The organism is Pseudarthrobacter sp. W1I19 (assembly GCF_030817835.1).
Lineage (GTDB): Bacteria > Actinomycetota > Actinomycetes > Actinomycetales > Micrococcaceae > Arthrobacter.
In genome coordinates this window covers 1,917,261-1,929,820 of record NZ_JAUSZR010000001.1, presented here as the reverse complement: position 1 = coordinate 1,929,820, position 12,560 = coordinate 1,917,261, and the positions used below count along the sequence as shown (strand labels likewise).

Sequence of the window (12,560 nt, the reverse complement as noted above, 5' to 3'; positions counted from 1 at the left end):
GTAGTGGTGCCTATGTAGCTGCTGTTTCAGCTACTTCTGAAGATAATCGTCCAGTCCACGATGCGCTGTGCCAGCACGGGGCCGACCTTCGGCAGACCGTCCAGTTCCTCCACTCCGGCCGTATTCAGGTTCACCTTTGAACCCGGCACCGCGCGTCCGTCCGCGGAGTCTCCTGCGTCCGGGGCTCCGGCTTCCCCGGCACTGCCGGGCACCACCACTTCGCCCTGCCGCGGGACATGAATCTTTTGTCCGTCCTCCACCATTGCAGCAAGGTTCAGGCGGTCCAGGTCGGCGCCGGGACTTCCTCCTCCTGCCGCCGCGACGGCATCGTGCACACGGCTCCCTGCCGGCAACTGCACCACCCCCGGCCGCACCACGGCCCCGGCAACATGCACCACTGCCGTGCCGGCCGGCGCGCTTTCCTGCGTTCCCGGCAGCGCCTCGGCGGGCGCTCCGGGCGAGGGACCGGCCCGGCTCCCGCCCCCGCCATCCTCAGCGGATGTGCCGTCCTCACCAGTTTTGGCTGTGGTCTCCGGGCCGACGCCACTCAGGGGAAGGATCTCGGGCCGCCCGGACGCCGCCTGCCACCAGAACCAGGCACCCCCCGCCACGGCAAGGATGCCCAGGAGCACGGCAAGCCGCAGGCCAAGGCGCCACCGGATGGCCAGGCCGGCGTCGCGGGCTTGGGTATGACTTCCACCGCCGACGGTGTCAGCGCCAGCATCGGGACCAGGCGTGCCCCGGTATTCGAAGGCAGGCCCGTCCTCCTCAACGAGGAGCCCGCGGGCACTGGCGCCCAGCGTGGCCTCCAGCCGGTTCCTGGCATGGCGCGCCTGCTGACCTGCGGCTCCAGCATCCCGGCGTGACATGCACCCCACGCTAGGGACACGCCGCACCCCACGACAGGGCAAGGCCCTGCTATGTGGAAAGGGTGTCCCTATCCGGAGCCTTAAGCTCTACCCTCAACCACGCTGCTGCCGCTGCCCACAATCACGGCCAGGACACCAAGGCCCGCATGAGCCGCGAGTACGGCGGGAAGGGAACTGATCTGGGCAGGGGGGCACTGCGGCAACGCCGCTTCCAGCCGTGCCGCGAGGCTCTGGGCCTCTGCCGGGTTTCCGAAGTGATGGACGGCCAACCGCACCCCGTCCGGCCGTGCGGCGGCGTCGGCAGCGACAATTTCCTCGAGGCGCGCGACCGCCTTGGCAGCGGACCGGACCTTTTCCAGCGGTACGATCCTGCCGTCCTCGACTGCCAGAATGGGTTTGATGGCCAGCATGGTGCCCCAGAGCGAAGCTGCCGCTCCAATCCGACCGCCGCGGCGGAGCTGCTCCAGGCTGGGAACGTAGAAATAGACCCTGGTTCGGGCTGCCTGGTCCGCCGCCGCAGCGGCCACCGTCCCGGCTTCTGCGCCTTCCGCCGCCGCGCGGACACTCGCCTGCACTGCCATGCCGAGCGCCATGCCTACTGTTGCTGAATCGACCACTTCCACGGGAATGCCCACGCGGGCCGCCGCCAGGCGCGCCGCGTCCGCCGTCCCGGACAGGCCTCCGGAAATATGCACGGAGACTACTGCCTCATAGCCGCGGCGCTGCGCGCCCAGGTACGCCTGTTCGAACTGTCCGGGCGAGGGCCGGGAGGTTTTTACGGAGGTGCCGCTGGCCAGTGCCAGCGCGATGGTCTCCGAAATATCGTCCTCACCCTCGCCGTAGATCTCCTCGCCCACCATCACGGGCATGGGGATGATCGTCAGGCGCCCGTCACCAGTGAGATCCGCCGACCAGTCAGCGGGCAAAGCAGACGCGGAATCGGTCACCACGGCAGTCCGTACGACGGCGTCCGGCCGGGTTGCGGCGCTGCCCCGCCGGGCGTCGTCCTGCTTGGCGCGCATGGCGGCTACGCGCGCCCGGAACCAGGGCCAGGCGGCGGCGTCGCGGTGGGGCAAGGGGGCCTCCTGGGGTCAAGCAGGCCGCCGGAGGTTTCCGGCGGCCCGGTCCAGCCTAAGCCGGGACGATGTTGACCAGTTTAGGGGCGCGGACGATGACCGTGCGGATGCCCCGGCCGTCGAGGGCGCGCTGGACGTTGTCCGAGGCCAGCGCCAGTTCCCGCAACTGGTCCTCGGAAACATCCGGGGAGACCTCAAGCCGGTCCCGCACCTTGCCCTGGACCTGCACAACGGCGGTGACGGTGTCCTGCACAAGGAGTGAAGCGTCGTGGGCCGGCCAGCCGGCGTTGGCCACCGAGGCCGGGTGCCCCAGGACGTTCCACATATCCTCGGCCGTGTAGGGAGCAAAGAGGCTCAGGATGACGGCAACAGCTTCTGCGGCTTCCCGGACTGCCGGGTCGGCACCGCCGGCACCGGAGTCGATGGCCTTCCGGGTGGCGTTCACCAGCTCCATCAGCTTGGCCACCACCACGTTGAACTTGTTGGCGTCCAGCAGTTCAGCCGCGTCAGCGATGGTCCGGTGCGTGACTGACCGCAGGGCGCGGTCACCGGTGGTGACGTCGACGCCCGGCGCACTGGATACGTCCTGGGCGAGGCGCCAGGCGCGGGCCAGGAACTTCGCTGAGCCGGAGGGCGAAACGTCGGCCCAGTCGACGTCGTCCTCGGGCGGGGAGGCGAAGATCATGGTCAGCCGGACGGCGTCAACCCCGTACTTGTCCAGCTGCTCGCCGAGGTCCACGCCATTGCCCAGCGACTTGCTCATGGCCTTGCCGCCGTTGAGCACCTGGCCCTGGTTCAGGAGCGCGCTGAAGGGCTCGTTGGCCTCGATCATTCCGAGGTCATTGATGACCTTGGTGAAGAACCGGGCGTACAGCAAGTGCAGGATGGCGTGCTCAACGCCGCCCACGTACTGGCCCACCGGCATCCAGTCGTTGATCTTTTCGGGGTCGAACGGGCCTTCGGTGTACTGCGGCGAGACGAACCGCAGGAAGTACCAGGACGAGTCCACGAAGGTGTCCATGGTGTCCGTGTCCCGCTTGGCCGGCCCGTGGCAGGACGGGCATTCGACGTTGACCCAGGCTTCGGCCGCAGCCAGGGGTGAGGTGCCCTTCGGCGAGAGGTCCTCGCCGCGCAGGTCGGAGGGCAGCGTGACGGGCAGCTGCTCGTCAGGGACGGGAACCTCACCACAGGACGGGCAGTGGATGATCGGGATGGGAGTGCCCCAGAAGCGCTGGCGGCTGAGCAGCCAGTCACGCAGGCGGAAGTTCACGTACTTCTCCCCGGTGCCCTGGCGTTCCAGGATGGCGATCGCTGCCGGGATGGCTTCGGCCTTGGGCAGTCCATCCAGGTCACCGGAGTTGATCAGCGTCCCCTCCCCCGCAGTAGCGGTGCCGGACACTGCAGGGTCTTCCTCACCCGTGTCCAGGACAGCCCGGACGGGAAGGTCGAACGTGCGGGCAAAATCCAGGTCCCGCTGGTCGTGGGCGGGGACGGCCATGATCGCGCCCGTGCCGTAATCGGCCAGGACGTAGTCCGCGGCCCAGACCGGCAACTTTTCCCCGTTCAGCGGGTTGATCGCGTACCGGCCGGTGAAGACGCCGGTCTTTTCACGCTCCGTGGACTGCCGTTCGATTTCCGAGAGTGCCTTGACCTGCTCGCGGTATTCGTCCAGGGCAGCGGAGTGCTCCTCCGTGACGAGCTCGACGGCGAGCGGCGCGTCCGCTGCCACCACAAAGAACGTTGCGCCGTACAGGGTGTCGGGGCGTGTGGTGAAGACGGTGACCTCTTTGGCGGGCTTGCCGCCGTCGGCCTCGATCACGAAGTTGACGTGCGCACCCTCGGACCGGCCGATCCAGTTCTTCTGCATCGCCAGGACACGCTCGGGCCAGTGGCCGCGCAGCTGCTCCATGTCGTCCAGCAGCCGGTCGGCGTATTCGGTGATCTTGAAGTACCACTGGTTGAGGGACTTCTTGGTGACGGTGGTGCCGCAGCGCTCGCAGGCGCCGTTGACTACCTGCTCGTTCGCCAGAACAGTCTGGTCCTTGGGGCACCAGTTGACCGGGGAGTTCTTCCGGTAGGCCAGGCCGCGCTCATAGAAGCGCTTGAACAGCCACTGGGTCCAGCGGTAGTACTCGGGGTCCGAGGTGTGCAGGCGGCGCGACCAGTCAGCGGAAATGGCGTACCGCTTGAAGGACGCTGCCTGGGTGTCGATGTTGGCGTAGGTCCACTCGCTGGGGTGGGCGTTGCGCTTGATGGCGGCGTTTTCCGCGGGCAGGCCAAAGGAGTCCCAACCGATGGGGTGCAGGACGTCGTACCCCTTCTGGCGCAGGTAGCGTGCCACCACGTCGCCCATGGCGAACGCTTCGGCGTGGCCCATGTGCAGGTCGCCGGACGGGTACGGAAACATGTCCAGCACGTAGCGGCGCTCCCGGGACCCATCATCCAGGGGGGTGAAGACCTTGAGGTCTTCCCATACCTGGGGCCATTTGGCCTCCATGGCGGCAAAGCTGTACGTGCCCTCCTCGGGCACCTCCGCCTGCACTGTTGCTGCTGTTCCGGTCTCTGTCTCCGGCTGAACGCCCACTGCTGCCCTCTTCTGTTCTGTTACGGCATCTGTGCTGCCATAACGGCCTGATCCTCCTGCTGCCGGCCCGGAAACACGCCCGGACACACAAAAGCCCCTCGCCAGGGAGGGGCTGCCGCACGGTTATCCGTTGTTTCGGACGCCGGGCGGCTAACTAAGCAGAAGGATCGCACGCATGGAACTACTTTAGCGCACCTGTGCGGGCCCGGCTGAGCTCCCGGCCTGTACCGGGCCTTCCCGGCGTAACTAGACTTGGGCCGGGCCGCGCGGCCCCTGATCCGGCAGGTGACTCCATGGGCGACGATACGGGTGACGACGCAGTCCTTGAGCTGCCTCCGCTCGGCGCGTCCCCCGCCCTGCGCCGGGAGCAAGCGGGCGGCAAGGCGGCGGCACTGTCAGCGCTCCGCGCTGCGGGTTTCTCCGTCCCGCCGGGATTCGTTGTTACCCGCGCAGCAATGCTGGAGGGTTCCGGCCGGGAGGACTGGGCGTTGCGCCTGCAGGCGGCCGCGCGGAACGCCGGTCCGGGGCCATACGCTGTGCGCTCCTCCGCAGCTGCCGAGGACCTTCCGGGCGCTTCCTATGCCGGGATGTACGAGAACTATCTGGGGGTGGATGCGGCAGGTCTGGTTTTGGCAGTGGCCCGCTGCTTCGAATCCGCCGAAGCCGGCCGGGTACGGGCCTACCAGGAGGCCCACGAAAATTTCGACGCCGGGAGGATGCCGGGCAGCGGCGGGATGGCCGTTCTGGTCCAGCAGATGGTGGATGCCGCAGCAGCGGGCGTGGCGTTCACGGCCAATCCCCTGACCGGCGCCCGGGACGAAACAGTCATTGCGGCCGTACCAGGGCTGGGGAGAGCCTTGTAGCCGGGACAGAGGCCGGCGAGGACTGGGTGGTGCGGCGTGGGCAGGTCCGTAGAACGGGCGGAGCCGGCGGCGTCCTCACCGCGGAAAGCGCGACGGCGGTGGCGGCCGATGTCCGGAACGTCGCCCGGCATTTTGGTACTCCCCAGGACGTTGAGTGGGCCCTGGACCGGAACGGCCGGATACACATCCTTCAGGCGCGGCCCATGACTGCTGTTCCGGAACCGGTCAGCTGGAAGCCGCCGGGCAAAGGCGTCTGGCTCCGGAACTTCCGGATGGGTGAATGGCTGCCCGAGCCCGTAACCCCGCTGTTCATGGACTGGCTGGTCCCCCTTATTGACAAGGGCTACAACGAGGCGGTCTTCCGCTCTTCAGGCATCAGCATCCCGATGGGACACGCTGCAGTCAACGGGTGGTACTTCGTGGCGCCGCCGAGCCCGACGACACTCCCCCACATGCTGTTCAGCGGCTCCCTGCGCCCGCTGCCCTACATCTTCAACTCTGTGCTCCGTCCCATGGTGGATCCTGCCGGAGCCGACCGGGCAGTGCTTGGCGGACTCGAGCAAGAATGGCGGAACGTTTTCCTCCCTCGCTACCGCAGCCTCGCCGCGACACGGCTGACCGGCGCGGGAACAGCCAACCTGCCGGAGCTCATCTCCCTGGTTGAGCAGATAGCCCGCGCGGCGGGCGAATACCTCTGGTACTTCTCCGCTGCAGGCGGCGCCGCCTGGAAGATGGAAGCGGTGCTGGCACGCTTCTGGCGCAAGCACCTGGCGCCAGGGCTGAAGGAACGGCAGCAGGAAACACCGGACGCCGGGGGCTACCAGGTCCTGCTCGGCGGCCTGATGCCAAAGCCCCCGCCCCGGCTACCGCATGCGGTCTACAGCCTGGACTGGTACCAACCGACGGCGGGCGAAGAACAGCAGAGCCGCGGCGATGGAGTCGAGGCGGATGGCCGGAATGCGGCACCGGCTGCCGCAGCAACGGCCGTGGAACGGCGCCAGGCAGCGGAGGCCGCCTGCCGCCGTCTCCTGCAGGGCACCCGACGCCTGGGCCGGTTCGACACCCTCCTGGCCGTCGCACAGCACTATGCCCTGCTGCGGGAGGAGCAGGCGCGCGACTTCACGCTCGGCTGGCCCCTGCTGCGCCGGTGCGCCGCGCAGATCGGGGCAGAATTGACGCTGGCGGGCGTTATCGACAGACAGGACGACGTCTACTTCCTGACCAGGGCGGACGTGCGGACCGACGCGCCACCCCAACAGGATGCAGTGTCCCGGCGCCGGGCCGACTGGCTGCGGCAGCGCAAGCTCGATGCGCCGCTCATTCTCGGCACTCTTCCCATCCTGGGCAATGCCTTTGAGCGCCTGGCCGACGCTGCACGCAGTACACGCAAGGCGCCGCCGGGGGCGCTGCTCGGCCACCCGGCAAGCCCGGGAAGGGCACGAGGCCGGGTCCGCATCGTGGACAGTCCTGCCGACTTTTCCAGCTTCCAGCAGGGCGAAGTACTCGTAGCCAGGGCAACGGCTCCGGCGTGGACCCCGCTGTTCGCATCAGCGGCGGCGGTGGTCACGGATACAGGCAACCTCGCCGCCCACGCCTCCCTCGTAGCCCGCGAGTACGGCATCCCCGCAGTAGTGGGCACCGGCAACGCCACCCGCATGCTCCGCACCGGCCAACTGGTAACAGTCGACGGAAACGCCGGCACCATAGAACCGGATGAGGACTGACGCGACGGGCGCCAAAACCGCAAAGAGGCTAGTGCACGTCCTCGTCCACCCAGTCCATGGACTTGGTGACTGCCTTCTTCCAGAGCCGCATCTGGCGGTCCTGCTCCGCCTGGTCCATCTGTGGCTCCCAGCGCTTGTCCTCGGACCAGTTGGCTGACAGCTCGCCGAGGTCCTTCCAGAAGTCCACGGCAAGGCCGGCAGCGTAGGCGGCTCCGAGGGCCGTGGTCTCGACCACCTTCGGCCGGATCACCGGCACGCCAAGGATGTCCGCCTGGAACTGCATGAGCGCATCGTTGGCCACCATGCCGCCGTCGACCTTCAATTCGGAGAGCGGAACACCGGAGTCCGCGTTGACGGCGTCAAGCACCTCGCGGGTCTGGAAGGCGGTGGCTTCGAGCGCAGCGCGGGCGATGTGGTTCTTGTTGACGAACCGGGTGAGGCCCACGATTGCACCGCGGGCATCCGGACGCCAGTACGGCGCGAAGAGTCCGGAGAAGGCCGGGACGATATACACGCCGCCGTTGTCCTTCACGGATGCGGCGAGGGTTTCGACTTCGGGCGCGCTGCTGATCATGCCCAGGTTGTCGCGCAGCCACTGGATCAGCGAGCCGGTGACGGCGATGGAGCCTTCCAGGGCGTAGTGCGGTGCGGCATCTCCCAGTTTGTAGCCGACGGTGGTCAGGAGCCCGTTCTTGGAGTGGACAATTTCCTCGCCGGTGTTGAAGATCAGGAAGCAGCCTGTCCCGTAGGTGTTCTTCGCTTCGCCGGTTTGGAACGCTGCCTGCCCGAAGGTTGCTGCCTGCTGGTCGCCGAGGATGCCGGCCACGGGGACCTCGCGCAGCAGCTGCGAGGTGTGGACCGTGCCGTAGACCTCCGAGGAAGACCTGATGTCCGGCATCAGGGACCGCGGAACGCCGAAGATCCCCAGTATCTCGTCATCCCACTGCAGGGTCTCCAGGTCCATAAACAGGGTGCGGGAGGCATTGGTCACATCGGTGACGTGGACGCCGCCGTCCACGCCGCCGGTAAGGTTCCAAAGGACCCAGGCGTCGGTGTTGCCGAACACCAGGTTCCCGGCTTCGGCTTTCTCCCTGGCGCCGTCCACGTTGTCCAGGATCCACTTGATCTTGGTTCCCGAGAAGTAGGTTGCCAGCGGCAGGCCCACTTTCTGCTTGAAGCGGTCCGCGCCGCCGTCCCTGGCCAGCTCGTCCACGATGTCCTGGGTCCGCGTGTCCTGCCACACGATGGCGTTGTAAACAGCCTCGCCCGTGGTTTTGTCCCACACCACGGCGGTTTCACGCTGGTTGGTGATTCCGACGGCGGCAATATCGTGCCGTGTCAGGTTCGCCTTGGAGAGGGCGGAGGCGATGACCTCACGGGTGTTATTCCAGATTTCGGCCGGGTTGTGCTCCACCCACCCGGCCTTTGGGAAGATCTGTTCGTGCTCCATCTGTCCGGAGGAGACGATGGCGCCGCTGTGGTTGAAAATGATGGCGCGGGTGCTGGTGGTTCCCTGGTCGAGGGCCAGTACGTACTCGTTCAATGTGACGTCCTTGTCTTGGTGGCGGCTGTTGAGCAGCGCCCGTCCCTGCAATGATCGCATCCGGGACCCTGCAGAGGGGCCCCGGCGCGTTGGGCCCCTAGGCGACCAGGCTGTTGATTTCCACGCGATGGAACCGCTGCAGCACGTCCTGCGCGTGCCGGATCTCGGCGGCGCGGGCTGTGGCGTCCCAGCCGAGCGGAACGGCCAGCACCTCTGCCACCTCGTTCAGCAGTTCGCCTGTGACGAGGCCACGGAAAGCCAGCGACGTCCGGCGGATCAGGACGTCGGCAAGGTGTCCCAGTTGCTCATGGGCTGCCATGAATTCCAGTTCCCGGACGCTCAGTTCCCGGGTGGAGTGGAGCAGGTGGTCGGGCGCGGCATCGAGGTAGTCAATCACGGTCTCAGCCCGCGTTCCATAGCGGGTCAGCAGGCCGGCGGTGCGGTCAGCGTCCCGGCCGGGAACCATGTGCTGCTTGATCCATTTCTGCACGCGGGCGTCGTCAGCGGGGAAGCCTGCGCCGCCGCCGATGGCCAGTTGCGCCGTCGACACCTTGCGCTGCATGCCGAGCTCCGCGAGGACATCGTTGGTCAGATGCTCCGCGAGGGCGCGGAAGGTGGTCCATTTTCCCCCCACGAGGCTGAGCACGACGGCGCCCGCACCGGATTCCGGCCCGGCCGGGCCGCGGCGCTCAATCCGGTAGTCCCGGGAAACGAACCCGGGCTGGGTCGCATCGTGCCGGGGCAGGGGCCGCACACCTGAGAAGGTGTAGACGATCTGTTCATGGCTGACGGGAATGTCCGGAAACACGTGGCCGATCAGTTCGAAGAAGTAATCGATCTCTTCATCGGTGCAGACGGCGGCCTGGCGCATGTCCGCATCCACGTCGGTGGTTCCGACCAGGACGCGGTCCCCCATCGGGTAGATGAGGACGATCCGGCCATCGGTGTGTTCGAAGAAGATTTCGCGTCCACGGCAGGCGTCGAGCAGTACTGGATGGTCCAGGACAATGTGTGATCCCTTCGTGCCGCCCATAAAGGCAGAGGCGGTTCCCATGGCCTCGTTTGTCAGGTCCACCCACGCTCCCGTGGTATTGACAATGACATCAGCGGTGAAGTCGAACTCCTCACCTGTCAGCTCATCATGCAGCCGGGCCGTGCTGCCGGTGCCGGTGCCGCGGTTGGGTTCGCCCGTCAGGGATTTCAGCGACAGGTAATTGCTGGCGCGGGCGGTACTGCCCTGCGTAGTGCCGGCGCCGGAGACCTGCCCCGCTCTCTCGCCGTCCTGCAGGACGTCGAGGGTGAGCCGCTCCGGGTTGTGTACTGAGGCATCAAAGTATGTGGCCGCGTATTTAATGTCCGGGCGCAGGGCGGGCAGTTCAGCCAGGGCGCGTTTGCGGCCCCGGAACTGGTGCCGCGGCACGGAACCGCCGTCGCGGGAGAAGGAGTCATAGAGGCTGAGGCCAACCTTGATCAGGAATGCACCGCGTTCCTTGGGTTTGCCTTGCTGCTTATGGGTCAGGAACCGCAGCGGGGCCGCGAGGATGCCGGAGAAGGTGCTGAGGATGGGGATGGTGGTCTGCAGCGGCTTGACGTAGTGGGGGGCGATCCGAAGCAGACGGTTGCGTTCCACTACAGATTCCCGCACCAGCCGGAATTCGCCGTTTTCCAGGTAGCGGATGCCGCCATGGATCATGTGTGAGGACGCCCCACTGGCCCCCTGGCAGTAGTCCCCACGCTCCACGAGTGCCACGTCCACGCCCTGCAGGGCGAGATCCCGGAAAGTTCCGACGCCGTTGATCCCGCCGCCGACCACCAGCACTTTCGCGTGGGGCCGCCGCCTCAAGTTGTGAACCGACGCGCGTTCGCGGCCAGGCTTCGGCGCGGAGGGATGGACAGGTGAATCCTTGGGTCCCAAAACGACTCCCTTTGGGCTTTGTGTGGCGCGGCCACCCCTCGGGTGCGCCGCCGTTCTCGTCTATTGTTTGGAGTAATGGAAAATGGAGTCAAGCACTATGCACAAACGTGCAGGATGGAGTTCGGTGTGAATCCTTCCCGGCATGCGGACGCTTTGCGGGCTGCACAAATGTATTACCTGCAGGACCTCACGATGGACGCCATCGCCCGGGAACTGCGGACCTCGCGATCCACTGTTTCCCGGCTGTTGTCCTCTGCCCGGGATTCGGGCCTGGTCCAGGTCCAGATCCGCAATCCGCTGGACACTGCGCCGGAACTGGAAAGCTTGATCCGCCGAAGGTACGGGGTTGACGTGCACGTTGTCCCGGTGGTGGAAACCCTCAACGAAGCCGAAACCCTGGACCGCGTGGCGATGCAGGCCGCGCGGACGTTCGGGCCCCTGGTGGATTCCAACGCGATTATCGGTGTGGCCTGGGGCGCCACGCTCAGCGCCGTGAGCCGGCACCTGACCAGGAAGATCACGCACGACAGCGTGATTGTGCAGCTGAACGGCGCAGGCAACATGCACACGACGGGCATCACGTATGCCAGCGATATCATGCGCCGGTTCGGCAGCGCCTACGGAGCCCGCGTGGAACAGTTTCCGGTTCCAGCCTTCTTTGACCACGCGGCCACCAAAACCGCGATGTGGAATGAACGCAGCGTGCAGCGCATCCTCGCACTCCAGGCCAAGATGAGCATCGCGATCTTCGGCGTCGGCTCGGTTGACGCGGACTACCCGAGCCACGTCTACGCAGGCGGCTACCTGGACGAGAACGACCTTAAGATCCTGGCCGGTTCGGATGTGGTGGGCGACGTGGCCACCGTCTTCTTCCGCAGCGACGGTTCATCAGACGGCATTGTCCTGAATGAGCGGTCCACCGGCCCTGCCCTTTCCGAACTCCGGCAGGTCCGGCGCAGGATCTGCGTGGTTTCAGGGGTCTCCAAAATCAACGGCCTCAAAGGCGCCCTCGCAGCCGGCCTCGCGACGGACCTGATCCTCGACGAGGCAACCGCGCGCCGCCTCGTGGACCTGGAGGGCATGGCGACCTCGAGTAGGTAGAGTCAAGGTTATGAGGACCTCACCGCGGATCAGCCTGAACAACGGCGTGCTGATCGACCAGTTGGGCTTTGGCTTGTATAAGGTGCCGCCGTCAGACGCCGCGGGACTCGTAGCGACGGCCCTCGATGCCGGCTACAGGCATTTCGACACCGCCGCCATGTACGGCAACGAATCCGGTGTGGCCCGCGGTATCAGCTCCCTGTTGGGTGCGTCGGGGGGCAGCGGCGGCTCCGGGGAGCTTTTTCCCGCCCCCGCCAGGGAAGACCTCTTTGTCACCACCAAGGTGTGGAACGACCACCACGGCTACGATTCGACCCTCCGGGCCTTCGATGACTCAATGGTCAACCTGGGCCTGGACTACGTGGACATGTACCTCATCCACTGGCCCTGCCCCAGGCGCGGACTGTTTCCGGAAACCTACCGGGCTCTGGAGACGCTCTACCGGGAAGGAAAGGTCCGGGCCATCGGCGTTAGCAATTTCCAGCCATCCCACCTTGACCGGCTGATGCAGGCGGCGGAAGTAACGCCTGCAGTTAATCAGATCGAGCTTCACCCCTGGCTTCAACAGCACGAACTCCGGAAAATCCACGACGACCTGGGCATCCGGACCGAAGCGTGGAGCCCCTTGGGGCGCGGTCACGTGCTTGCCGACCCCGTGGTCCAGGCCTGCGCCGCTGAACATGGCCGGACAGCCGCCCAGGTGATCCTCCGCTGGCACATCCAGCTGGGCAACATCGCGATCCCCAAAGCCAGTTCAGAGGCGCGCATCCGCGAGAACCTGGACATCTTCCGCTTTGAACTTTCGGATCGGGACATGGAAGCGCTCGCCGGGCTCGACCGGGGACACCGCACCGGCTCCCACCCGGACAACGTCAACTAGGACCT

9 protein-coding genes are annotated in these 12,560 nt (G+C 66.5%); 4 read left to right on the top strand and 5 right to left on the bottom strand.

Features of this window, described 5'->3' with window-relative positions; all coding sequences use genetic code 11:
• Positions 1–26: 26 nt before the first annotated feature.
• The 3 genes from QF038_RS09030 to leuS form a co-directional block, all read right to left on the bottom strand.
• On the bottom strand, positions 27–869 hold the full coding sequence (locus tag QF038_RS09030) for an SLBB domain-containing protein (RefSeq protein WP_307609824.1): 843 nt from the start codon (positions 867–869) through the stop codon (positions 27–29).
• Between the two features lie 80 nt (positions 870–949).
• The gene (locus QF038_RS09025; RefSeq protein ID WP_307609823.1) at positions 950–1,945 is read right to left on the bottom strand and encodes a DegV family protein; all 996 of its coding nucleotides are present in this window, start codon (positions 1,943–1,945) and stop codon (positions 950–952) included.
• A 55-nt stretch (positions 1,946–2,000) separates the two neighbouring features.
• On the bottom strand, positions 2,001–4,529 hold the full coding sequence (gene leuS, locus QF038_RS09020; RefSeq protein WP_307609822.1) for a leucine--tRNA ligase: 2,529 nt from the start codon (positions 4,527–4,529) through the stop codon (positions 2,001–2,003).
• Positions 4,530–4,822: 293 nt separating this feature from the next.
• Here leuS and QF038_RS09015 point away from each other — a divergent pair, with 293 nt between their 5' ends.
• On the top strand, positions 4,823–5,392 hold the full coding sequence (locus QF038_RS09015) for a PEP/pyruvate-binding domain-containing protein (RefSeq protein WP_307609821.1): 570 nt from the start codon (positions 4,823–4,825) through the stop codon (positions 5,390–5,392).
• A gap of 29 nt (positions 5,393–5,421) precedes the next feature.
• Positions 5,422–7,116, top strand: a complete 1,695-nt coding sequence (locus QF038_RS09010) for a PEP-utilizing enzyme (protein WP_307609820.1) — start codon at positions 5,422–5,424, stop codon at positions 7,114–7,116.
• Positions 7,117–7,144: 28 nt separating this feature from the next.
• On the opposite strand, the gene glpK is transcribed toward QF038_RS09010, so the two are convergent.
• Positions 7,145–8,659, bottom strand: a complete 1,515-nt coding sequence (gene glpK, locus QF038_RS09005; protein WP_307613438.1) for a glycerol kinase GlpK — start codon at positions 8,657–8,659, stop codon at positions 7,145–7,147.
• Positions 8,660–8,756: 97 nt separating this feature from the next.
• Positions 8,757–10,574 (bottom strand): glycerol-3-phosphate dehydrogenase/oxidase, encoded by a 1,818-nt coding sequence (locus tag QF038_RS09000; protein ID WP_307609819.1) that lies wholly within the window; start codon positions 10,572–10,574, stop codon positions 8,757–8,759.
• A gap of 168 nt (positions 10,575–10,742) precedes the next feature.
• Here QF038_RS09000 and QF038_RS08995 point away from each other — a divergent pair, with 168 nt between their 5' ends.
• A complete protein-coding gene (locus QF038_RS08995) occupies positions 10,743–11,675 on the top strand; it encodes a sugar-binding transcriptional regulator (protein WP_373461634.1) in 933 nt (310 codons plus the stop codon).
• 10 nt (positions 11,676–11,685) lie between these two features.
• Positions 11,686–12,555 (top strand): aldo/keto reductase, encoded by an 870-nt coding sequence (locus QF038_RS08990; RefSeq protein WP_307609817.1) that lies wholly within the window; start codon positions 11,686–11,688, stop codon positions 12,553–12,555.
• Positions 12,556–12,560: the final 5 nt, after the last annotated feature.